This window comes from Brevibacillus sp. NRS-1366 (genome assembly GCF_050467985.1).
In genome coordinates this window covers 1-25,193 of record NZ_JBITPN010000049.1, presented here as the reverse complement: position 1 = coordinate 25,193, position 25,193 = coordinate 1, and the positions used below count along the sequence as shown (strand labels likewise).

Sequence of the window (25,193 nt, the reverse complement as noted above, 5' to 3'; positions counted from 1 at the left end):
GGAGGAGTTAAAGCTGGCCTGGGAAAAGGGAGAAAAAAGCGAAGCTCTTTGGGGCCCAGCCGAGGTGGAATGAAAAAAGGGAAACACGGTCTTAAGCGTCCACCTCTGAGAAGCGTCATGGATCGGCTGCTTTGGACGCGGTTTCCCTTTTTTCATGGAACCGTGCAGGGATGACCCCTCGCAGGGACCCAAGAAGCTGGAGCGTTTTCTCCCTCTTCCTCCTTCTCCGCTACAGCCTCACCGACCACTTAACCTAAGGACGCGGGCGCACTTCCCGCGTTTTTCCTATAAAAAAGACTGGAATGACTAGAATGAAAGCCAGCGTTGGTGAGAGGAAACAGGAGAAATAAGCGAAGATCTTTGGGGAACCAGCCGAGGCGGAATGAAAAAAGAGAAACACGCTCTTAAGCGTCCACCTCTGATTAGCGTCATGAATTGGCGACTTTGGACGCGGTTTCGCTTTTTTATGTAGACGTGCAGGGATGATCCCTCAGCAGGGGCCCCAAGAATCTAGAGCGTTTTCTCCAGTTTCCTCTCCTCCACTACAGCCTAACCGAATGGAAAAAGCTTCCCTAGCAGCCGGCCGAATCCGAGCACCGTTTGCCAGAGAAGCGATTTATGAATCCAAAGCCTGCTCACTGAGTGGAGACTGCTTTGGGCAGTGGTTGTCCCATTTTTTTTACTTCCAGAATATCCAGCAGGAAGACGAACGAGGGAATGCCAACGATCAGCCCCCACACTCCAAAGAAATGCTCGGAGAAAATCAGAACGACAAACGTGTAAAAAATCGGCAGGTGTGTTTTCGATGCCATCAGCCGCGGATTGAGAACGTACGCCTCCAAGGCATGAATCAGCGCGATGAAGATGAGCAGGTACACAACCATAGTCAGTCCGCCGATGCTAAAGGCAATCGCACTCAAGGGAATAAGCGAGATAATCACGCCAGCGACGGGGATCAGCCCCAAAACAAAGATCAATAGAGCCAGACCAATCAGATTAGGGAAGCCCATAATCCACAGGGCGATTGTAGTAAGGATCGTATTGATCAAGGCGATCAACAATTGAGTCTCAATGACTTTGCCAAAGGTAAGGATGAACTTTTTGCTGAAAAACTCGATTTCGCGATAAAGCCAGCTCAGCTTGCTTGAACGGAATTGAGCAGTGAACGTGATGACGTTTGCTTTGCCGAGCAAAAAGAATAGGCTGAGAAGCAAAGCCAAAAACAGATTGAAGCCCCAGTTTTTGATAACTGTCAGCATATCGAGACTGCTTTTCACGATGCCTTGCATATCAAGCTTTTCCAATGCAGGCATCAGATATTGCATGAACTCATTGTCCTGCTGGTTGCGAAATACGTGCTCGATTACATGGATTAATTGTGCCGTCTGGTGGATGAGGGCAGGAAATACCTTGAATCCGCCAACAACGAGCAGAGACGTGAGGATCACATACTGGGTAACGAGAACAAGCTTTGGACTGATCGGGACGACTTTATGAATCAGCCGGGTGACATGAAAATGCAGCCGATCCATTAAAAAAGTAACCAGGAAGGTCAATAAAACGACGTTCATCATGCTTCCCAGAGAATAGAGCAAGAGGCAAAACAAGGCTAAAATCCCAAAGCGTCTGACATCTGGTTTTTTCAGGAAGGCGAGCAGATTCATGGGAACATCCTTTCCAAGTAGCAAACATTCTATATACTGACAGATTACATTACTCTTGTGTACTTCTTGTGTCCTTTTCCCTGTTTAGCAGTAATTTAACCATCTGCCTATGTGAACACACAAAAGACACAGCAATCATCTATACTTAGGGTGCAGGATTTCTCCTGAGCGAGACAGATGAGCCTAAGGGGGATTGCAACAAATGAGACGACAAGTGCTCCTAATCGAAGATGAAAGCAGAATTCGCGAAATTGTAGCGGACTATTTCGAGCGGGAGCAATGGATAGTACATGAAGCCGAAAATGGAAAACAAGCGATAGAGATGCTAGAAACCCTCAGGGTGGATCTCGTCATTCTCGATATCCTCATGCCGGAGGTGGACGGATGGGCAGTGTGCAAATACATTCGTGCCAGGTCAGATGTGCCGATCATCATGCTAACCGCCAAATCGGAGGAAGACGATAAGATGATGGGCTTTGAGCTGGGCGCCGATGACTATGTCACCAAGCCATTCAGCCCGAAAGTACTGGTTGCCCGTGCGAATACACTGATGAAACGGGTAGAGGGGACTGTAGGCAAAGCTGATCATCTCCTGCGTTTCGGCAAAGTGGTTGTAAACAAGCGAGCTCGTCGCATGGAGATCATGGGAGAAGAGATCGACCTGACTCCAAAAGAGTACGAGCTATTAGTGTATTTGATCAAGAACGCCGGAATTATCCTGTCCCGAGAAACCATTATGGATCATGTATGGGGCTTTGATTACTTTGGCGATTTGCGTGTCGTAGATACTCATATCAAGAAGCTTCGCAGCAAGCTGGGCGGCGAAGCTCGGCACATCCGAACCGTCATCAAAGCAGGCTATACATTTGAGGAAGAGCAATGAAGAGACGGGGGGTAACCGTAAAGCTGTTCGCAATCACTTCATCGTTTTTCCTGTTGTTATATACGATCATCATGCTGGGTCAGTTACTTTTTTTTGAACAATTTTATCAATCAAAGAAATTGGGCGATTTGGAGAAGAAATTAAAAGTATTTGCAGACCATTACGTCTCTAAACAGTGGGACGAAGAAAGCATGGCAAATGAAGTATCTTTGTTTATCAGTCGGAATAAAGCGCAAATCGCAATCGTCAGTCCAGACGGAAAAGTAAAGGTCGACAATCCATTCGGAATCGTCATCCGCAACGATGCCGGGGAAAAGGTGAAAATCTCCTTGTCACTGTTTCCGGACGCCTATCGAAAAGACCTGATCAACGCGAATTTGCAGCGAGGGGATCGCATTGAGGCAGAAGGCGTGTTTGAGGAAGGCATACCTCAAACCTTGTTTTATCCACTCGTTATCCGCAAAGAGGGTTCAAAGGACATCGGCAGCTTGAAAGCCAGTGGAACAGCAGAACCATTAACCCAAATCTCCGGTGAGATAACGGGGATGCTGATCCCCGCCCCCAATCAATGGAACTCCAGGCAGGGAATCCTTTTCCTCGTGATCAAAGACTGGTTTCCTTTATCCGAGGCGCGCAAAGCCAATTTAGAGAGCGGAAAGGTCATCGAAGAAGAATGGGTGGAGCCGTGGAGCGGGGTACGAAGTCTGGTTGTCATTCAGCCGGCGATGCGAGACGGACATGTAAGCGAGCTGATCATTGCCTCGACATCGCTCCAGCAGATTAGTGAAGCGAATGATGCCCTGCGATTGTTTTACGTCTATATCGGAATCGGTGGTTTTGCTCTTATTTTGCTGCTCTCACTCGTCTTTTCCAAAATCGTTTCCAAGCCTCTGCTCTCGTTGAATCGCAGCGCCTTGCGGATGGCCAAGCTGGACTTCTCGGTCAAATCGCCGATTATGCGAAACGATGAGATCGGAAGCTTGGCCAAAAGCTTAAACACGATGGCGGAAAAGCTAGATACGACGCTGAAGGAGCTGCAGCAGGCGAACGACCAGCTCCGGGCTGAGATGGAACAAAAGCAGCGAATGGAATTGATCCAAAAGGAGTTTGTCTCCAATGTCTCCCATGAGCTCAAAACGCCGCTCAGTATCGTCAAGAGCTTCGCGGAAGGCTTGAAGGATGGAGTCGGAGAGAACAAGCATGATCGGTACGTCGAGGTCATCCTGGATGAAACGGAGAAAATGGAGGATTTGGTCAGGGACATGCTGGAGCTCACGAAGCTGGAATCGAAAACGATCAAGCTGAAAAAAGGCTATTTCTTCGTGAGTGAGCTGATGGAGGAAATCGTCGATAAGCTGTTGCATCATTTTAATGAAAAAGATTTGCGGGTAGTTACAATTTTGGCAAACGAAGAAGCGCTTTTTGCAGACCAGGTCAAGATCGAGCAGGTCTTGTTTAATATTTTGATGAATGCGATCCGGCATGCACGGGTTGGCAGCGAAATTACCGTCCGGATCGAGGGGAACGAGAAACGGGATTTATGCGTGTCGATTGAAAATGAAGGCGAACACATCCCTGCCGAGCAATTGGAGCACGTCTGGGACCGCTTCTACCGGATTGAGCGTTCGCGCAACCGCAAGACGGGCGGAACGGGACTTGGCCTTGCAATCGTCAAACACATCGTAGAATTGCACGAGGGTACGTACGGCGTGAGAAACACAGAGCGAGGGGTCACGTTTACCTTTGAACTGCCGTGTCACTTGCATGAAAATTAGCCATCTGCCGCCAAAGGCGAGGACTGCTTGCTTCCTTTTGATTCGGCTGGTTGGAAGGAAATGCAACTTTTTGGCTTTTTTCCCGTCTCATCAATAGCAGGAAGATGAGAAGCGAGCACGGCAAAGGGAGGACCTTTTGATCATGAAGAAACAAATCACCAATGTTTGCATGGCTGTTATGCTGGGCGTGAGCGCATGGAGTACCGCTACCACTGTGCAAGCAGCTTCGTTTTCCACCTTGCAGCCGTACGTGACAGACTACAAGATTGGATTTACGAATGGAAATGCGCTCGTGACCAAACCCGTCTACGACGAATTCACGAGAGAGTTTCAGTATTTGATTGTGACTAAAGCTGGCAAAAAGGGCATTCTGGAAGCCAAAACAGGAAAGGAAGTAACCCCGACAACGTGGGACTCGGTTGAAATTCCCGGAGGAAAAAATATCGCGATCGTCCAAAAGGGCGGATGGTTTCAGTATCTGGACTTATCGACTCGTAAGCTATCTACTGTGAAATTCGCTGGTGCACACTCCTATTTTTTGTCCCCTGCCCACGAAACAGTCATTGTGATGGGCGGACAAACATCCATGGTGTTGGATTCATCGGGCAAAGTACTGATCCCGCCTTTTGCAGGTAAGCTGTCCGTCGTGGGGCTCGTCCCACAAGGCCAGACTGAAAATCAAGACGCCATCCCGCTGCGCTACATCGCCGCCGTCAATGGCAAACAGCTGACCTTGTATGATGGGGTAACGTTAAAGCCGCGATTCTCTTTGGCAAAAACGGAGCTGATCCTAAACGAAGGCGGACCGAATACGGCTTATCTCAAAGTGCGGTCGGGCGGTAAAGAAGGTCTGGTGGACGTCGACGGAAAATATGTGCTGGAGCCTAAATACAATGCTCTCTATACATGGGCAAACGGATACTTTCAAGTCGTGGGACCAAAAGGTGTAGGGCTGTGGAAAGACGGAAAAATGCTTGCTGAGCCGCAGTATTCAGAGGTGGGGATGGAGTTTACCAAACCTGATATGTACACCACGGCGGTTGGAGACACCATGACGTATCACTCTGCCACCGCAGGGACTTCCACGACGATGAAAAAAGGCGCCCAGTATTTACGGGATGGTTACGTGCTTGGTCAGGATCCAAAAACGGGCATGTATGGCGTCATTCAGGTAGGCGGCAAGACGGTGATCCCATTTACTTATCCAAATGTGGAAGGTCCGCCAGCCGCTCGGTTACTTGTTCGATCCGACGGGAAAAAAGGAATTCTCCCCGGTTATGGGCTGCCGATGAAAGAGCCCGACTTCTGGTTTGACCAGGTCACGACACTGGGTAGCTACAGCATGCTTGCCATCAAGGACGGGACAAAAATTGGACTGTATTCGGACAGCAAAGGACTACTTTTGCCGCCTCAGGAAAATACGGTCATTCGTTACGATGAAAAGCTGGGGCGAGTACTCGTTACCGGCCCGGATGGAAAGACGAATCACTACAACGAACTCGGCATCGTCGGTGAGCTGAACACAGAAAAGGTTCAACCGTTAACGGACCGTTTGGCTACATCCGGGAGCTTGGGGAATGGCGCAGTGATCATCGACCGCGAAACCAATCAACCGATCAGCAAGAAATATCAAGCGGTTTATATAGAGAATAACTCCAAGCAAGTGGTAGGTCTGGATGCAGGCATAGCTGATCTGTATACTCCAGAGGGCAAGCTTTTGACAACGGACATCAAAGTGCCGAATGGAAACAGCGGCAATGATGCTCCTCCTCTCATGATGATAGAGGTAGCCGGGGCTTTTTACACGATTGGGGAAAAAGCGGGTTCGAGCCTTGGCGGGTTGGCATTAACCAAGCTTGAAAATGAACAATTACAGCCGATAAGTGACTTTGTTTATCGCAGTTTCGCTTCAAAAATGGTGAATGGGAAAAATCTGCTGATTCTCGGTCGAACAGATGGAACGATGGATATTTGGGCCCAAGAGGGAAATCAGGTGGTTCAAAAGCTTTCGAGTGTTAGCGGGATCGATAGCCCCGAAGGTCAAAATAACGTGTTCATAAAAAATAACTCGGGCTGGGATGTATACTCCACTGACCTGGGTAGGCTCACGACTGGCAATTATCTATCGCTGAAGCCGCACCCTGCCAGCAACGGAAAACAAGGAGCCATCGTCTATCAGGATGAAAAGACAGGCTTGTATGGATTCATGACTGTGGAAGGCAAGCCGCTCACGGTTCCAAAGTACGGGGTGATTCGCCCCACGAATGAAGTCTTTCCACAGTATTGGCCAAGCGAAGAGAAACGGCCGCCTTTCCTTTTCACAACGAATCAGCAATTCGGCTACCTCGATGAGAATGGACAGGAGCTGTTTACAACGGCGTTTCTCACGAAGAAGCCAGCAATCACCTACCGTCCGTTGAATTTGCAAGGCTTTACGTCCTACACGGATCTGATACGGCAGAATCCGCTGGAATTGATTGAGTTCGACAAGCCATACAGCTGGCCTGTAGGCGGCTCCAGCGAGCAAAAGTTTTTTGCGAACCTGGCACTCTATCTCAATCTGCCGAAAGAAGCAGGCAAAAAAGGAGTATTGGCTGAGCTCGTTTCAAAAGGAATTCTCAAGGCAGACGCGGATCGGGCAGGCATGAACGATGACGACCTGTTTGCTTTGCTATACTTCATGGCTACAGGCAAGACCAGTCAAGCATTGAATACTGCGCAGCTGTGGGAGTGGGCGCAGAAACGGGGACTGGTCATAGAGAGGGGCGGACACAATTACTATCAAACGATGGATTTGTACGCCGAGCACTATCAGCGCTTCTTCCAGGAGCTGACCCGTTCGCTCTCCGGGAAAAAAGCGGTAAAGGCAAAAGTACTCTCGCTGGGCAATCTCAGTTTTGCCCAGCAGCAGATGCTGACACCCATGATCATGGTGAACGGAAAAGCGTGGAACGAATTGATGTTGCCTTTGCCTGAAGAAGAATGGAGAAAGGCAGCGAATGGATTGATCGCTCAGTATAATAAGCAGGTGGCAGGGCTTTTGGGAGCGTATCTAGCGCACTAAAAGAAGAGGTTGTCTAGAAGACGCGGGAGTCATTCCCGCTTTTTTTTTGCGCTTGCCCGCCCTGTCCGCCGTATGAGTGAAAACCTCATGTACGGTTTGATGAGGGGGAGCTGAAATGACAAAGGGATTCGGAATTTTTTAAAAATACCGAATCGAGCTTTTATAAAACGCTAGTGCTATCATTTATAATAAACGTAGATAAGAAAGGAGGAGTATATCCAATGGAGCTAACTACGATCCAGGATAAAATCAAAACAATTGCAGTTTGTGTAATTGATTCAGTCGGGAACATTCAAATGATAAATCGACAGACTCGTCAATTATACAGCCAAGACAAATTGCGACAAATAGTCGATCTTTGTGTTCAAGGCTTGACTCACTTTTGTTTGTACGATCCTCCTTACGAGGCAGAGGTCATCTGGTATGGTAATCAGGCTATTATTTTTATTCATGATAGAAATGAAAATGCTTTGATGTGGAAGGAAATTGAAGAATTACAACTTGTTCAACATGAACTCAACGAAGTGATCAATTCTTCGTTTGACGGGATTGTGATTAGTGATGCCGACGGCGTAGTGTTGTACCAAAACCCGGCTAATGAACAAATTTCTGGATTAAAAGCGCAGGAGTGTATAGGCAGAAATCTGCAGGACCTGATGCATGAAGGAGTCATAGACCAATCGCCCACACTTAAGGTATTGGAGGAAAATAGGGCAGTTACTGTGATCCAAAAAGTCGTAACGGGAAAAAACGTTTTAATTTCGGGTGTTCCCATCCGAAATAATAAGGGCAAGATTGAAAAAGTGGTTTGCAATATAAGGGATTTGACAGAGCTAAATAAATTGGAAAAAGAGATCCTCGACTTGGAGAAGAAGCACGAAATGGCAAATCGGGAGTTGGAAGAACTGAAAGGAAAGCAGGACGTCAAAAATTCGATTGTCTTTCATTCTCGAAACATGGAAGAAGTGGTGGATCGTGCGCTGCGTGTAGCACAAGTGAACTCTGCTGTATTAATTCACGGAGAATCCGGTGTTGGTAAAGAAAAAATTGTGAATTTGATCCATTATTACAGCGATCGTCGCAATCAACCGTTTGTAAAAATCAATTGCGGGGCCATCCCTGAAACATTATTGGAATCTGAGCTATTCGGCTACGAGTCGGGATCCTTCACAGGTGCACATCGTAAGGGAAAACCGGGCTTGTTTGAAATTGCCTCCAGAGGGACTGTTTTTCTTGACGAGATCGGCGATATGCCACTTCATCTTCAGGTGAAGCTGCTACGCGTATTGCAGGAGTATGAATTTACCCGTATTGGCGGGATCAAGCCAATACAAGTAGACGTTCGCATTGTGGCTGCGACCAATCGGAACCTCGAAGAAATGATTGCAAAAGGAAAGTTTAGAGAAGATTTGTATTATCGTTTAAATATCATTCCCATTTTTATTCCTCCACTGCGCGAGAGAAGAGAGGATATTATTCCGTTGGTTTTCCACACACTCAATGAATGCAAACACAAGTATGGAATCCACCGAACATTCTCACGGGAAGCATTAAATAGCTTTCAGGCACATGATTGGCCAGGGAATGTAAGAGAATTGCAAAATCTAGTCGAACGCGTTAGTTTAATGGTCAATTCAACAATGATTGAAATATCGGATATTAACCGAGAGCTAAAAATTGGCTCAGCCAATGATCATCCCAATGACGGAGCATCCCCGACAAAAACAGTTCAAGCATTAAAAGAACAGATTGAGGAGTACGAAGAAGTGATCATTAAACAGGCCATCGATCAGTTTTCGAGCATTCGATAAGCAGCGAAGGTCCTACAAATTGATCCCTCTACCTTGATTCGGAAAATGCAGAAGTATAAGATCCAAAAATGATGTGAAAACGCATACACCATTGAAAAAATACAACACATCTTGATGGAGAATTGCAAACAACTGACGAAAGAACAATATTGTAGAATTGATCTTGACACGATAAAAAGCAGAATCCAGTGAACTGATGGATTCTGCTTTTTTATTGGCACAGCATTTGCAAAATGACTTAAACAAGAAACAGATAAGGAAAGGAGTGAAGCACGTGAAAAAAGCTGGCTCAAATGAGCGAAAGAGAGAATTGAAGCTTTCAATCGAATGAAGAAGGGGGAAACGATTCGTAATGGATAAAGATTATGGCCAGATATCGGTTAGTGAATTAGCTTCTATGATTGAAAGCAAAGAAATATCTCCCGTAGAAGTTACCGAATCCATTTTGTCTCGAATTGAAAAAACGGATGCTAGGATTAATTCGTACATTACAGTAACGAGCAAAGAAGCCAAAGAACAAGCTAGGGCAGCAGAAGCTGCAATAAAGTCGGGCAATTATTTAGGGCCATTACATGGGATTCCGATTTCACTGAAAGATAATATCCATACCGAAAGTATACGCACCACGAACGGGGCAAAGATTGATGCAGACCAAATTCCAAATTTCGATGCCACAATCACTGCAAGATTAAAGGCAGCTGGAGCGGTGATTACTGGGAAAGTAAATATGCATGAGTATGCTGCTAGTGTTACAACAAACAATCCGCATTACGGACCGACTAGAAATCCATGGGATTTAGAACGTATAGCAGGTGGTTCCAGCGGAGGATCTGCCGCAGCTGTGTCCGCCAATCAATGTATGGCATCGATCGGGACTGATACAGGAGGGTCGATACGCATCCCGGCTTCACTTCGCGGTGTAGTGGGGCTTAAACCTACTTATGGTCTTATTAGTAAATATGGTGTTACACCTTTATCTTTGTCTCTTGATCACGCGGGTCCTATCACGAAGACAGTTCGTGATGCTGCTGTGGTACTCCACGTATTGGCGGAATTCGATCCGAATGACCCGGATTCAAGAGAAGTGTCTTCTGAGGATTATACACTTATGCTTAATTCTGATTTGAAAGGTACACGAATCGGTCTTCCTAGAAATTACTACTTTGAGAACATCGATCCAGAGGTCAAACAATGTGTAGAAAGCGCTATTCAAGATCTTAAGCGAATCGGTTGCATAATTGAAGAGATTGAACTACCAAATAGTAGGCATTCGCTAACCGTCACTTCTACGATTGCTGGAGTGGAAGCGGCTGTGTTTCATGAGGAAAATATAAAAAATAGACCTTCAGATTTCGGATTTGATGTTATTACTTGGTTTCAGCATACGGAGAAGATATTGGCATCCCAGTATGTCAAAGCTCAGCAAAATAGAAATCTGATTAAAAATGATTTTGCGCAGGCTTTTGCAAAAGTAGATATTATCTGTACCCCGACACTTCCAACAACGGCACCAAAAATTGGGCAAGAAGTGATTCAATATGAAGATTTTGAAGAGTCCGTTGTAGATAGTATGCTTCGACTAAATTGTCCGGCGAATGTAGCCGGTATTCCAGCGATAACAGTTCCTTGCGGTTTCAGTAGCAATGGATTGCCGATCGGCTTGCAAATAATGGGGGCTCCATTTAAAGAATCGAAGGTATTGCAGGTGGCAAATGCCTATGAAACGCATTTTGGTTTGAAGTATATTCCGAATATTTAATGGTGGGTGAAAATTATGAAAAAAGTATTGTTTTCAATCATTTCGATACTATTGGTGTTTACTGTTAGCGCTTGTGGAAGCATAGAGAACAAAGAAACAGTAAGGAATGAAGAACAATCGGGTGGCAGTGATACCATCAAGGTAGGAATGTTAACGGCCCTAAGCGGAGTAGGGTCTAATTATGGTATACCGACAAAAAACTCAGCTCAGCTAGCAGTAAATGAAATCAATGATTCTGGCGGGCTGTTAGGCAAAAAGTTGGAACTGGTGGTAGGCGACTCAGGTTCTGATCCGAAAACGGCAAGCGATTCTGCAAAAGCTCTATTAAATAAAAACAAAGTGGATGTATTGTTTGCTGCGACAAATAGTGCAGAAAGAAACGCGATTCTGCCAGTAGCCGAAAAAACGGATCAGCTATTTTTCTATACGGTTCTTTATGAAGGCGGAGCGTATTCAAAGAATATGTTCATAAATGGAGAGGTTCCCGATCAGCAAGTGGTACCCGTCTATCCTTACATGATGGAGCAATATAAAGGGAAGAAGTGGTTTATCGTTGGCAGCGACTATGTGTGGCCGAGAAAAACCAGTGAAGTTGTGAATGAGGTCGTAAAAAAGGCAAATGGTGAAGTAGTTGGAGAAGAATACTTGCCACTGGGCACATCCAACTTTACTTCTATCGTATCAAAAATTCAATCGACGAAGCCCGATTTTATTTCTCTAGAATTGATTGGTTCCGACCTCATCGCATTTATGAAACAGTTCCATGGGATGGGATTGCATGAAACGGTGAAAGTTATTGCTCTATCTGGAGATGAGAATGTAGTTGATGCCCTTGGGAAGGATGGAGTGGGTATGTTCATCTCCGCAGCCTATTTCTATGATATGGATACACCAGAGAATAAAAGGTTTCTAGAGGCGTATTTCAAAGCGAACGGGAAAGACGCACCCAAACCGAATTTCACAAACGTGCCCAGTTATGACGCCGTCCACTTGTGGGCAAAAGCAGTAGAAAAGGCGAATACCTTAGAAAGCGAGAAAGTGAAGGAATTTTTAACGAAGGTTTCTTTCAATGGGCCTAGGGGAGAAGTATCTTACGAAGAAGAGTCCCGCCATGCCACGTTGCCTATATTTCTTGGAGAGGTTCAGCGCGATGGCAAAATTAAAATGGTAAAGGACTTCGGCAAAATACCTCCTGGAAATCAGCGAAAGTAGGCAATGAAAATAGAAAAACTCCTCCTTTATTTTCAAGGAGGAGCTCGTTTTTACTGGTATAAACAAATAAGCGATAAGGGAGTTTTTAAATGTCTCTTGCTATGATGCTAAATGTGATTAGTTCAATCTCCATTTTATTCATTATTGCTGTGGGGCTTTACATTATCTTCGGGCTAATGGGCGTAGTGAATCTGGCTCATGGTGAGTTTATCATGTTAGGTGCTTATGCCTCGTTCATTACCGTACATCTGGGGATGAGTCCGTGGCTCGCTTTTTTGCTAGCTCCTCTTTTGGTAGGAGTGGTAGGGTTTTTAACGGAAAAACTTCTGATCAGGCACCTCTACGGTAAAATCATGGAATCAATCCTGGCCACATGGGGATTGGCTATTATCATTCGACAAGTTGTTGAATGGGTATTCGGTAAAGGTTTTAAGCCCATTACTCCTCCTGTGGACACATCCATTACCATTCTTGGCGCCCACTACCCTCTTTATCGACTGATTATTATTTGTATTGCCGTTTTGTTGGCAATCTCCCTTTTGATCATTGAGAAAAAAACCAATTTAGGCGTGATTGTAAAAGCGGTTATTGCGAATCCCTCCTTGGCTGCTGCATTGGGTGTCAATGTGAATAAGGTGTATCGCATGACGTTCGTTGTTGGTGCCGCCCTGGCCGGCTTTGCAGGCGCGATTATAGCACCGATTGTGAGTGTCTACCCGCTAATGGGTTTGAGTTACGTGATTAATGCTTTTCTGGCTGTCCTTGTCAGTGGAGTCGGGGCTTTAACTGGACTGGCCGGAAGCGCTTCGTTACTTGGAGGAAGTGAAAGCTTACTTTCATTTTGGTTAGATCCGACGTGGGGAAGCATTTGTGTGGTCCTTCTTTCCGTTCTCGTTATCCGGCTACGCGAATCCAAAATGTGATACGGAAATACTATCCGAATGTAGGAGAATGATGGAATGAAAATATTGTCTCTTTTTAAAAATAAGCTTATTCGTGACTTGGCGATCATTATTTGCCTGTTAGTCATACTCCCTATGATATCCACTTCCTATTTTTCCTCCTTGCTTGGCAAGGCCATTATTTTTGCGATCTTGGCGATCAGTATCGATATTGCTTGGGGATATGGCGGAATTCTATCCTTGGGACACAGTGTTTTTTTTGGTTTAGGTGCATATGCGTTCGCCATAATGAGTCTACAAGGAGGATCGTTATTTGCTTCGCTCGGGGGAGTTGCACTCGGTATTCTCCTTCCCGTTCTTTTAGCTTTTCTGGTAAGTTGGTTCGTTTTTTATTCGAAGTCAAGCCCATTCTATATAGGTGTCGTCACCCTATCTTTGTCGATTCTATTTGAACAACTGTCGATTCGCCTTTCCAGCTTGACTGGCGGACAAAATGGATTGACGAATATTCCTTCGTTTCCTTTTTCCGGATCGATGCTCTACTACTTTCTGCTCTCTCTACTTGTTCTAACGGTAATGGTTGCCTATCAATTCGTGAAAAGCGACATGGGAAAACTGGTTGTAGCGGTCCGTGATAACGAGGAACGTTGCAAATTTTTGGGTTACAACACGCAATGGATACGCACTCTTGTTTTCGTTTTTTCCGGTGCCATTGCCGGTTTTGCTGGTGTTCTCTATGCTCCTTTTGATGGCTTTGTATCCCCGAGCTTACTCAATTTTACTTTGGCTACAGAAATTATAGTCTGGGTTGCAATTGGAGGACGCGGAAAATTGGTTGGTGCTGTAATAGGTGCTTTGCTGATCAACATCCTGAGCCCTATCTTTAATGATATCTCCCCCTATTTATGGCAAATTTTCTTGGGCTTTATTTTTGTGTTGGCTGTCGTATTTGTACCGAACGGATTGTATTCATTTACGGGCAAAGCAAAGGATAAAACTACTCCATACAAAATTGTTACGAAAGCGAAAGATCCTGTTGTCAAGCAGGACAAAGGGAATGACGTTCTCGTTATCCGAGGTGTAAAGGTAGCGTATGGGGACCTTACCATATTAGACGGATTGAATCTTGCATTACGCAGTGGAGAATTACAGTGTGTAGTAGGGCCGAATGGAGCGGGAAAATCCACTTTGATTAATGCCATAACTGGCCGTGTCAAATATACGGAAGGCTCGATTACGCTTGAAAAAGAGCAAATATGTGCCTGGAGCCCGCAAAAGATAGCCAGATCACGCGTAGCGCGCACATTTCAATCGACTAATATCATTGCTTCCTTGACTGTAGAAGAAAACTTGCAATTGGCCTCAAGAAAGGGCGCTACACCTTCCTTTTACAAAAACGGCAAGACAATAAACCTTTCTTCGTCAACGGTTCGTTTGTTACATGAGACCAAGCTTCATGAAAAACTGACCGTAATCGCGGGGAATTTGTCTCATGGCGATCAGCAGGCGTTGGAACTGTGTATGGTTCTTGCCCTTGAACCAAAGGTTTTACTATTGGATGAGCCTACTGCTGGCTTGACCTTAGCAGAGCGTAAAAAAATTGGCGAAATATTTAAAAGTCTGGGGCGCGACGAAGGGCTATCCTTGATGATCATTGAGCATGATATTGATTTTGTAAAAGAGATAGCGGATCGCGTTACGCTGTTGCATTCTGGCAAAATTGCCATGGATGGTTCTGTTACCGAAATTACGAGCAGCAATCTTGTCAAGGAAATTTATTTGGGGGGGAGAGTAGGATGATACTCCAAGTGAAAAAATTGACGGCAGGGTATGAACGAACTGTCATTATCAGGGATATCGACTTGGAGGTGAACCACGGAAGCATCATGTGTTTGTTGGGAAGAAATGGTGTCGGAAAATCCACGTTATTAAAAACCATCATGGGCGTAAATCCGAAGATGAACGGGGAAATAAAGTTCGGTGAGCATGACTTGGAAGGGTATAAATCTTTTCAAGTGGCCAAATCAGGGGTTGCGTACGCTCCTCAGGAAGCAGCCATTTTTCCAAAGCTTACGATTGAGCAAAATTTACTAGTGGGATTCCCTTTAAAAAAACAATCTCTTTTGGAAGCTTGTGAAGACGCTTTTCGCTACTTCCCAATTTTAAAACAACGCTTAAATCAATACGCAGGCACACTGAGCGGCGGAGAACAAAAAATGCTGCTGTTGGCTAGAGCAATGATTCGCTCCCCTAAATTAATGTTGCTGGATGAAATAACAGAGGGGGTACAGCCGTCGGTTATTGAAAAAATGAATGAAGCGTTGGTCTTTATCAATAAAATGCAAGGAACCACGGTCTTGTTAATTGAGCAAAATGTTCATTTTGCACTTCGCATTGCTGACTCTTATGCGGTAATGAACCAGGGCAGGATAATCGATAAGGGAATCATAGACACTGAGACAAGAAGCAAGGTTGAGGAGTATTTGGTGATCTAACATTCAAATGGGCCATAGATTGTAAATTTGTCTGTTTGGGTAAAGCTGGACTGCTAGAAAAAGGAGCCGTAACACGATGGGATTTTTTACATCAGGTTACGGCTCTCCTTTTTTGTACGATAGGGGCCAATCTCTCTATTCATTTAATGCACGGGCCAATACTGCTGCACCAACACGTAAAAGACAGCAGCCAAAACAGCGGTAGCAACGAGCGAGAGAATGAGAGAAATCAGGGAGATCTGACTAAGCTTGTAAGCGACCAAGAAAAAAACGGAAAAAGCAATATAGGCAATAAACGTACCTTCTTCTAAATAAGCCACCATCGTCACCTCGTCTTCTATGATAGCCGATTTCCCCGAGAGAAAAAACGATAGAAAGGAGTACAGAGGAAGTTGCTCAGCGAGGTACGGACATGAGGAAAATGTCATGAGTTCTTAAAGCAGGCAAAATGTGGTAGATTTAAAAGGTTGTGAAAATCCAGGGGAGTGAGTGAAGGATGGAACTAACGATAACGAATGAAGGAACGAGTGCAGATAAAACGTATGTACGGAACAAATTGATTGCATTTAATCACATGCATTTTCCGGATGAGTTAAAAGGAATGTATCAAGAGGTAAATCTGTTCGTAAAAGATGCAGAAGGCCGCATTTTTGGTGGTATTGTCGGGGAGATCTGTTGGAATTGGCTGGAGGTCCACTACTTGTTTGTGGAAGAGGAGCTCCGCAAAGTGGGGTATGGGAAAAAGCTCTTAGTTGAAGCTGAAAAAATAGCGAGAAAGAAAGGCTGCGACTTCATAAAGCTGGATACGTTAAGCTTTCAGGCACTCGATTTTTATAAGAAGCAAGGCTTCGAAATATATGGTGTTATTGAAAATGCTGGCGGGCATACACACTATTATTTGAAAAAGGACATGTGACGGCAGGAAAAGGAAGACTTTCTGCATTACCGCTGGAACAAATGAATAATTTGTGCTTATTCCCTTAATTTGGTATTATGTGTACAGTTTGAGTAATGAAGAAGTGAGGGGAACCGGTTGAAAAAGAAAAGCAAAGTCGTCTCGAATCTGTTGCTCGTGGCAGGAGTGCTGGCATCATCTGCAAGTACGGTGATGGCCGCAGAAGTGAAGCCGCAGACTACCGCGGTTGCAGCTGAAAAACAAGAGCTTAGACTGAACATGCCGGGGGGAGCGCCGACTGCTGATCCAGCGCGAACAGAGGAGGAGCGTGCGACAGCATTGGTCAGAGCGACCTTCGATGGTTTGACCCGGTTAGGGCCGGATGGCAAGGTACAGCTCTCGATGGCAAACCGAATCGATGTATCGGATGATCTTTTGACCTATACATTTCACTTGCGAGATGCGAAATGGAGCAATGGAGATCCTGTGACTGCGGGGGATTTTGAATATGCATGGAAGCGAGTGCTGAACCCGGAAACAGAGAGTAGTTATGCTTACATGTTGTATCCCGTAAAAAATGCAGAACAAGCAAATCAGGGTAAGCAAAGCTTGGATACCGTTGGGGTAAAGGCAATCGATGCGAAAACACTGACGGTAACCTTGGAGCAGCCCACGCCCTACTTTACAGAACTGACGACGTTTGCAAGCTACTATCCGGTCAACAAAAAAGTGGTAGAGACAAATCCAGCATGGGCCGAGGAGGCTGCGACACATGTAGGGAATGGTCCGTATAAGCTGGAGTCATGGGAAGCTCGTGAGAAGCTGATTCTGGTGAAAAATCAGAACTACTGGGATAAAGCGGCAGTCAAACTGGACAAGCTGGAGTTCTCCATGGAGAGCGAGGAGAATGAGGAGCTAGCCCTGTTTGAGGAAGGCAAACTTGATTGGGCAGGAGCGCCTCTGAACGTGCTGCCGACGGATGCGATGCCCGCGCTGAAAAAGCTAGGGGTTGTGCAGACGAAGCCAATTGCCGGGGTATATTGGTACAAATTTAATACGGAACAAAAGCCATTTACCAATGCTAAAATCCGTAAAGCCTTTGCCTATGCGATTCATCGTCAGGAAGTCGTTGATACTTTGACAAATGCCATGCAAATGCCTGCAATGGGGGCAGTACCGTTGGCTGCTACCGCCAAAAAGGAAGGATATTTCAAGGATAACGACAAGGAGACGGCGAAAAAACTGCTTGCAGAAGGCATGAAGGAATTGGGGCTGTCGACGCTCCCGCCGATTAGCCTTTCTTATAACACTTCCGAAGGTCATCAATTGATAGCGCAAACGATCCAAAAGCAGTGGAGGGACACTCTCGGCGTTGACGTGAAGCTGGAGAACAAAGAGTGGAAGGTTTTCCTGGAGGATATGCACAACGGTAACTATCAGATTGGGCGGATGGGCTGGCTCGGCGATTATAGTGATCCAATCAATTTTTTGGAGCTGTTCAAGGATAAAGATGGCGGCTTGAACGATACCAAATGGGAAAACAGCAAGTATCAGGCTCTCTTGAATCAGTCTGCAACACAGAAAGACCCGGACAAACGTAGGCAACTGCTAGCTGAGGCGGAAGCCATCCTGATGGACGAGATGCCGGTAGCTCCTATCTACTTCTACACCAATCAATGGGTTCAGAATGAGAAAGTAAAGGGCATCGTACTGGATGGACTCGGAAGTATTGATTACAAATGGGCGTACAAAGAGTAAAGAAGCATGCAGGCTCTTGCCTCATCCACCGATCACAAACTTCAGAGGTTGATATAGGCGTTTCACATAAGATTTTTGGAAAATAGGGTATGCAGGCACAGGATTCCGGTACGGGTCCTGTGTCTTTTTTTCTATAAACAGGCAGGCAATAAGTACCTTTTTGCTCCATTCTTGCAATCTTAATGTTGGATTAACGTTTTCTTGATATTGGATAGCTACTATTTATGGTGTAACAAACAACAAAAACCACAACAAAACAAGAGAAAGGCGGAATGGCATTAGGAAAATATTGGGGAATGGATGGGCGTAGTGACTAAAACAGATGAGGAGAGGTCCGTAATGAAAAAAATGATAGCCAGTATGACTGCTTCTGCCATCCTTTTGGGTGGAATCCTGCCACTCGTTGATTCCGCTCATGCAAATGACAAATATTCTGAGAAAAAGGCAACAATGACATTTGACGTGATCAGTGACATTCAGGGAGACTTGCGAGATTTTGGTCACGTTTTGCAAGACATCAGCAAGGATAATCCAAAGTCCGAAGCGCTGATCATAAACGGTGATATTACTCCTCGCGGCTACGATTTTGAATATCAAGCCGTACAAGATGTGCTCGATAAAAACCCTCATCCCAAAAACGTATGGTACAGCATCGGAAATCACGAGTTTTATGTACCAAAGTGGAAAAATCCCCAAACGCTTGCTCAAAGTACATGGCCAAATGGCACAACAGAAGAGGAGTTGTTTGATAACTTCTACCAATTCAGTGGAGAAGAGAAAGTTTATCATCAAAAAGAAATCGACGGATATCCCTTTATCTTCCTCGGTACGGAGAAATATATGAAATACCACGATCCAAAATTGTGGGATGAAGTATACATGAGTGATGAACAACTGGATTGGTTGAAAGAAAACCTGGAGCATTACAACAAAAAGGACAAGAATAAGCCCATCTTTATCTTCTCCCACCATGTGCTCCCGGACAGTGTCTCCGGTTCCAGACAAAATCCTTACCTGAACGATTATCTGAATGTGGACAAACTCCTTGACATCCTGAAAGATTATCCGCAAGTCGTTTTCTTCACGAGCCACACCCATTGGGATCTGAACCTGCCGGACTGGGCAGGCAAAAAGAAAGTGGAAGGCGGAGACAAACGGGGATTTACCGTCGTGAACACGGGTGGCATTGAAACGGGATGGATGTCAAAAGGTCCAGACGGCGGCGAAAAAGTCGCGCCGGATGGAGGGGCTTTCAAACAAGGGTTGCGCTTGGAGGTGCATGGCGACGATGTCGTCATCCAGGCTTATGACTACCTACATGACAAAGTAATCAAGAAGCTTGGCATCCAGAAGGGAAGAATCGAGCAGTTGCCGCCGGATGTATGGGCTGACGATGAGAATAACGTACTTGTCGGTGCGACTCGATACATGGAGTACGCGGTTGGCGAACAGGAAAACTGGCAAGATTTTGATCCGGAAAATCCGCCGACATTTACCGGAAACCAGGTCGTGTTTGTCCGCCATAAAGGGGAAATGAATCTGGAAGACGGTAAGCCCAAAATGGTCAAATTCAAGAAGTAACGGGACTGCCGTACAGTAAGCATCCCTAGTAGCCCCAGTATGGATGGGTTCTGCTGCCAGCGGACGGGTAGTCAAGTTTTCGCATGGTAATTCGATTGGGTTTTTTCAACTGTTGTGGACTCGTCAAAAGGCGAGTCCTTATGCATTTTTCTAGACAATGTGCTCGTTCTCCACATTAATCTCTATGCGTATTTTTATGAAACATCAGGGAAGTAGCTGAGACCTTGGCTACTAGGCAATAAATCAATAAGGTGCTCTATCAACTTTAAACCACTCCGTACTTATAGACTAAGCAAATAAAGATTTAGACTCACGCCGAATCATTACGCTCCCTCGAAATGATTAAGGATACTCACTCTAGCTCATGAATTCGCAGGATTTCACCTTTTCGCTAATGGCAGGAAGGAAAGAGTGGGAACCGGTAGCCTTGCAGGAGCGGGGATTTCATTTGGTATTGTGTGATAAAAAGAGAAGCCGTGGGACAATTCCCCTCGGCTTTTTTTATTTGTAGGCAGGCCACCTGGCAGGAAACTTCATATGCGTTTTTGGGGAGAGAGGTCTGTTACTTTAATGAGCGCTTACTCTGCTCGTCTACTTTATCATTCAATATACGAAATGCATCGACGTACTGTACAAGACGCGGAAAAAACTTTTTATCACCAAAGTTTGATATTCAATGAGTGAATAAGGAGGGCGGATGTTACTTTCATCTCTGAAGTTAGGACCATGAAAAAGCAAACCCTGGGTCAGTTTAGCAGCGTGAACTTTTAATTTTAGATATTAAAGTAAATAACAATTTTATTGTTTTATAAAAAAATATATTGAACTTTGTACAAAATTCTTAGAGGTTTAATGGTTTCATATTACATACTTATCAATCTGAGTTGGTGGTAATACTTTTAGGGAAGACCAAGCTCGCTATAAATAAGTGAAAGTAACTGTTTAATCACCATTTTCTTCGAATTTCTATTTTGGATTTTTAACATATATAACCTTTTAACTTGCTTCGTTGAAATGATGTGATCAATTATAACTTTTTTAGAAACAGGATCGTATAATCAAGGGTTTGTATAATAAGTTATTTAAATGTTGAAATTTATAGATAAATTTATATATAATGCTTGTGAGGCGATCAACTTAGGCTTTGTTGAGATCGTGAAACTTAAACGAGAGGAAGTGTTTAACGATAAGTAAACATACATAGTGAATTCGCTATTCTAATTCTGAAATTTCCGTTTTTTTAAAAGGGGGAGGGTACTTATGTCTACTGGAAATCTAGGTTTACAGAATAAATTGCAAAAAGAAAATGTAGGATTTTTCAAGAAGGTTGAATTAATAGGAAACAAACTACCGCATCCATTTATCTTATTTATTTACCTAGCTTTTAGTGTGATGATACTTTCTGCCATATTGGCTGCGTTTGAAGTTTCGGTTATTCATCCTGTCAAAAAAGAGGTTGTCTTTGTAAAAAGTCTCTTAACACAAGAAGGATTACAATACATTCTGACAAGTATGATTAAGAATTTTTCTGGGTTTCCATCATTAGGTCTTGCGCTTGGAATGACTCTTGGTATAGGTCTTGCTGAACGAGTTGGATTGATACAAGCAGTTCTTCGGAAAATGGTACTTAGAGTTCCAGCTCGGTTGGTAACCTTTACAGTTGTATTAGCAGGATTTCTCGCACATCTTGCCTCTGATGCTGCTTTTATACTTATTCCCCCCATGGCTGCAATTGTTTTCTTAACCCTTGGCCGACACCCCTTGGCTGGATTGGCTGCTGGGTATGCAGCAGTTGGTTCAGGATTTACTGCAAATATTTTTATAGGTGGTACAGATGCTTTGCTATCCGGTATCAGTACCCAAGTGGCAAAAACAATAGATCCTAATGCAATGGTAACTCCGGTAGACAATTGGTTCTTTATGGCGTTTTCCACATTATTCCTTTCTTTCCTTGTTACCATAGTAACGGAAAAATTCGTAGAGCCTAGGTTAGGTACGTATCAGGCGGAAAAAACAGCAAAACTTGAAGATCTGACAATACAAGAAACCAAAGCCCTGCGAGTAACAGGTATAGTTGCAGCCGTCTATGTCATTGTTTTAGCTCTACTTGTACTGCCTGAGGGTGCACTGCTTCGAGATGTTAAAACAGGTGGTATTCTTAATTCTCCATTTATGAGTGGAATAATCCCTATTATATTGATGTTTTTTATTACTGTGGCAGCTACGTATGGCGTTATGACAGGGGAGATCAAATCCCAAAAGGACATTCCGAAGTTTATGTCCGAAGCTTTAAGAGAAATGACAGGGTTTATTGTTATGGTATTTGCAGCAGCTCAGTTTATAGCTTTTTTTGATTGGAGTAATATCGCAGTTTGGATGGCTGTAAGTGGCGCTGACTTTTTAAAAGGCTCAAATATTACTGGTTTACCTGTTTTACTAGCATTTTCGTTGTTAACCGCGTTCCTAAGTCTATTTATCTTTAGTGGCTCAGCTTTATGGACCTTGTTGGCACCTGTGTTTATTCCGATGTTTATGCTGATAGGTTTTCACCCAGCCTTCGTTCAACTAGCTTATCGGATTGCAGAATCGGCAACCAATACGATCGCACCTCTTAATCCATACATGCCGATAGTCCTTCTTTATATGCAAGAATACAAAAAAGAGTCAGGAGTTGGAACTTTAATTGCGATGATGATGCCCTATGCATTACTGTTCTTGGGGGCATGGATGGTATTAATAGTTGCTTGGTACTTCTTAGGCATACCGATTGGACCAGGGGTAATGCCTAACCTGATAAACAACCAATAAGAGAGCATCTGGCTTGAATAAATTTTTTGAAAAGGTGATGATAATAATGTTTCAGACGCTCATTCAACAACAAATGGAAATGATATCTGATCAAGTGATTAATTGGAGGCGTGATTTACATCGCCACCCCGAAGTAGGATGGACTGAATTTCGTACGACAGCGCTAATTGCGGAAGTACTTTTAGATATTGGTTTTTCTATAAAGCTGGGTAAAGAGATTATTCACGCAGATTCAAGAATGGGTGTACCAGATACTGTTGTAATCTCAGAAGCTAAAGACCGTGCATTGAATTTAGGTGCAAATAAAATGCTTGTGGAGAAAATGGGCCACGGATTAACAGGTGTAGTTGGAGAATGGAAATCTAATAGACCGGGACCAACTGTCGCATTCAGATTTGATATTGATGCCTTGAATATATACGAAGATAATTCAATTGATCATGTTCCTTTCAAAGATAACTTTGCATCCATAAATGAAGGGGTCATGCACGCTTGTGGACACGATGGTCACGCAGCTATCGGTCTTGGCGTTGCATCTCTTATTTCTGGGATGAAAGATCATTTTTCGGGAAAAGTGAAGCTGATTTTTCAACCTGCTGAGGAAGGATGCAGAGGGGCAAAAGCAATGATTGATGCGGGTATTTTGGATGATGTTGATTATTTGTTTACAGGCCATTTGGGATTGAATGCTAATCGAAATAACCTAGTCGTCTGCGGCGTAACTAACTTCATGGCATCATCAAAAATAGATGTTGATTTGGTAGGGGTTCCTGCCCATGCTTCATTTGCACCACAAGAGGGGCATAACGCATTACTTGCGGCATCAACAATGGCCTTGCAGCTACATGCGATCAGTCGTCACGGCAAAGGGGATTCCCGCATTAATGTTGGGATGCTACAGTCAGGTACCGGTAGAAATATTATTCCTGCCATGGCGATGTTACAGTTAGAGACTCGTGGAACTTCAAACGAAGTTAATGAGTACCTGAAGCAAGAAGCAATTAGAATAATTCGCTCTGTCTCTCAGATGTATCAAGTAACAGAGCGAATTGAATTAATTGGAGAAGCCATCTCGACTCCATGTAATGATGACTTGGTAACATATATAGAAAAAGTAGTGCACGTAATGAATCCTGAGACAGAAGTCATTAGAACATTACCGTTCAATGCTTCTGAAGATGCTACGTATATGATGGAGGCTGTTCAACGTAACGGAGGTAAAGCTACTTATATGTTGTTCGGAACAGAACTCAAGGCTGGTCATCACCATCATGCTTTTGATTTTAATGAAGAAGCTTTGAAATTAGCTGTCGAGGTGTATGGTAATATTCTCTTTGATCTTGTAAATTCAGATGGTCAATTGTAGGTTTAAATATCGGGAGTTGTACAATTGCAGTACTGAAACAGGAATTAATTTGGGACGATTGAATGTGTGCCAGTTGCCTAAGAGCATGAGGGGTACTGTTGAAAAATGACGAAGAAGGCTCTCTATTATGAGGGTCTTTTTCCTTAGTCCAGGCAAAGAAGGATAACCGCGATAAAACCTGCCTTCTATTAATTTGGACGTTACGCTGATTAGCAATGCAGTTCAGTGCCGAGGATCTGGTTCATTACGCTATCGTGGTCCATTAGTTCAATAAAAACAGCGGCCAGTCTAAGACATTATTATTAGGTCTTAGTTGGCCGCTATTTCATTGATCAGGGTGAGATTAAAACTTGTTTTCAATTTATCAACTCAAGTTTAGAACAATATTCTGTACGAGCCTCTTTTTAAGTTGAGAACTTCAAATATCCTTTGTGAAGAGTTAAAATAACTCATTCTGTGGTTGATAGCGTTTACATTACCTTTTTAAAGAATAAGAGTATAGAACTTAGATGCCCACAAGTGAAATTACAAGCTCATTTTTTGTGTTTGAATATCCTTCAGAGCTAGATCTGCTTTTCCACTATCAAACTGACCTTCCCATTTAGAAATAACTATGGCAGCTAAGCCGTTACCAAGCACGTTTACAGCGGTTCTCCCCATATCTAAAATTCGGTCGATTCCTGCAATTAACGCCACACCTTCAACAGGGAGACCAACGGCACTAAGCGTTGCTAGCAAAACTACCAGTGACGTACCTGGAACACCTGCCATTCCTTTGGAAGTCAACATTAATACCAGGATAATTGTGATCTGTTGCATGATCGATAAATCTATTCCAAATATTTGTGCAATAAATATGGTTGCCATCGATTGATAAAGTGCAGATCCATCCAAATTAAAGGTATATCCGGTAGGGATTACAAAAGATGTGATCGATTTCGGACATCCAAATCGTTCCATCTTTTCAATCAGCTTAGGCAAGACTGCTTCTGAACTTGCGGTAGAAAAGGCTAATATTATCTCATCCCTTAGAAGCTTCGATATTTTCATAATATTAGTTCCGCAAATTTTAGCTACTATTCCCAATACCAATACTACAAATACAAACATGCACAGATAGAGTAAAAGGATCAACTTGCCAAGAGGTATCAAAGAGGAGGCTCCAAATTTGGAAGCGGTAACACCAATTAAAGCAAAAATGTGAATGCTAATCTAATTCT

Annotated in this window: 16 protein-coding genes and 2 pseudogenes; 15 read left to right on the top strand and 3 right to left on the bottom strand. The window is 44.0% G+C overall.

Annotation, left to right across the window (positions count from 1 at the left end):
• Positions 1-635 precede the first annotated feature (635 nt).
• Positions 636-1,664 carry an AI-2E family transporter gene (locus tag ACIFQN_RS28935; protein WP_429836504.1) on the bottom strand — a complete coding sequence of 343 codons (1,029 nt, stop codon included), beginning with the start codon at positions 1,662-1,664 and terminating at the stop codon, positions 636-638.
• A 202-nt stretch (positions 1,665-1,866) separates the two neighbouring features.
• Between ACIFQN_RS28935 and ACIFQN_RS28930 the strand changes: the two genes are divergently transcribed.
• The 10 genes and pseudogenes from ACIFQN_RS28930 (at position 1,867) to ACIFQN_RS28885 (ending at position 15,565) form a co-directional block, all read left to right on the top strand.
• Positions 1,867-2,547, top strand: a complete 681-nt coding sequence (locus ACIFQN_RS28930) for a response regulator transcription factor (RefSeq protein ID WP_429836503.1) — start codon at positions 1,867-1,869, stop codon at positions 2,545-2,547.
• Complete coding sequence (locus tag ACIFQN_RS28925; RefSeq protein WP_429836502.1) at positions 2,544-4,322, top strand: sensor histidine kinase; 1,779 nt, start codon at positions 2,544-2,546, stop codon at positions 4,320-4,322. Before ACIFQN_RS28930 ends, ACIFQN_RS28925 begins: the two co-directional genes overlap by 4 nt.
• Positions 4,323-4,464: 142 nt before the next feature.
• Positions 4,465-7,386 (top strand): WG repeat-containing protein, encoded by a 2,922-nt coding sequence (locus ACIFQN_RS28920; RefSeq protein WP_429836501.1) that lies wholly within the window; start codon positions 4,465-4,467, stop codon positions 7,384-7,386.
• 221 nt (positions 7,387-7,607) lie between these two features.
• Complete coding sequence (locus ACIFQN_RS28915) at positions 7,608-9,197, top strand: sigma-54 interaction domain-containing protein (protein ID WP_429836500.1); 1,590 nt, start codon at positions 7,608-7,610, stop codon at positions 9,195-9,197.
• Positions 9,198-9,269, top strand: a pseudogene (locus tag ACIFQN_RS28910) (helix-turn-helix domain-containing protein); the annotation flags it as partial.
• A 280-nt stretch (positions 9,270-9,549) separates the two neighbouring features.
• Positions 9,550-10,956 (top strand): amidase, encoded by a 1,407-nt coding sequence (locus tag ACIFQN_RS28905; protein ID WP_429836499.1) that lies wholly within the window; start codon positions 9,550-9,552, stop codon positions 10,954-10,956.
• A 15-nt stretch (positions 10,957-10,971) separates the two neighbouring features.
• Positions 10,972-12,168 carry a transporter substrate-binding protein gene (locus ACIFQN_RS28900; RefSeq protein WP_429836498.1) on the top strand — a complete coding sequence of 399 codons (1,197 nt, stop codon included), beginning with the start codon at positions 10,972-10,974 and terminating at the stop codon, positions 12,166-12,168.
• Positions 12,169-12,257: 89 nt separating this feature from the next.
• Positions 12,258-13,091: a branched-chain amino acid ABC transporter permease gene (locus ACIFQN_RS28895; protein WP_429836497.1), complete on the top strand. Its 834-nt coding sequence runs from the start codon at positions 12,258-12,260 to the stop codon at positions 13,089-13,091.
• Positions 13,092-13,127: 36 nt separating this feature from the next.
• Positions 13,128-14,870, top strand: a complete 1,743-nt coding sequence (locus ACIFQN_RS28890) for an ABC transporter permease subunit (protein WP_429836496.1) — start codon at positions 13,128-13,130, stop codon at positions 14,868-14,870.
• Positions 14,867-15,565 (top strand): ABC transporter ATP-binding protein, encoded by a 699-nt coding sequence (locus tag ACIFQN_RS28885; RefSeq protein ID WP_429836495.1) that lies wholly within the window; start codon positions 14,867-14,869, stop codon positions 15,563-15,565. The genes ACIFQN_RS28890 and ACIFQN_RS28885 overlap by 4 nt, the downstream gene beginning before the upstream one ends.
• Positions 15,566-15,708: 143 nt before the next feature.
• On the opposite strand, the gene ACIFQN_RS28880 is transcribed toward ACIFQN_RS28885, so the two are convergent.
• Positions 15,709-15,888, bottom strand: a complete 180-nt coding sequence (locus ACIFQN_RS28880; RefSeq protein ID WP_429836494.1) for a hypothetical protein — start codon at positions 15,886-15,888, stop codon at positions 15,709-15,711.
• A 173-nt stretch (positions 15,889-16,061) separates the two neighbouring features.
• Here ACIFQN_RS28880 and ACIFQN_RS28875 point away from each other — a divergent pair, with 173 nt between their 5' ends.
• From ACIFQN_RS28875 to ACIFQN_RS28855, 5 genes are all read left to right on the top strand, one after another.
• Positions 16,062-16,481 carry a GNAT family N-acetyltransferase gene (locus ACIFQN_RS28875; RefSeq protein ID WP_429836493.1) on the top strand — a complete coding sequence of 140 codons (420 nt, stop codon included), beginning with the start codon at positions 16,062-16,064 and terminating at the stop codon, positions 16,479-16,481.
• 117 nt (positions 16,482-16,598) lie between these two features.
• Positions 16,599-18,218 carry a peptide ABC transporter substrate-binding protein gene (locus ACIFQN_RS28870; RefSeq protein ID WP_429836492.1) on the top strand — a complete coding sequence of 540 codons (1,620 nt, stop codon included), beginning with the start codon at positions 16,599-16,601 and terminating at the stop codon, positions 18,216-18,218.
• A gap of 339 nt (positions 18,219-18,557) precedes the next feature.
• Positions 18,558-19,799, top strand: a complete 1,242-nt coding sequence (locus tag ACIFQN_RS28865; RefSeq protein ID WP_429836491.1) for a DUF4073 domain-containing protein — start codon at positions 18,558-18,560, stop codon at positions 19,797-19,799.
• Positions 19,800-21,059: 1,260 nt separating this feature from the next.
• Positions 21,060-22,607, top strand: coding sequence for an AbgT family transporter (locus ACIFQN_RS28860; RefSeq protein ID WP_429836490.1), 1,548 nt, complete (start codon positions 21,060-21,062; stop codon positions 22,605-22,607).
• Between the two features lie 13 nt (positions 22,608-22,620).
• A complete protein-coding gene (locus ACIFQN_RS28855) occupies positions 22,621-23,973 on the top strand; it encodes an amidohydrolase (RefSeq protein ID WP_429836489.1) in 1,353 nt (450 codons plus the stop codon).
• Positions 23,974-24,498: 525 nt separating this feature from the next.
• Here the strand turns inward: ACIFQN_RS28855 and ACIFQN_RS28850 are convergent.
• Positions 24,499-25,173, bottom strand: a pseudogene (locus ACIFQN_RS28850) (cation:dicarboxylate symporter family transporter); the annotation flags it as partial.
• Positions 25,174-25,193: the final 20 nt, after the last annotated feature.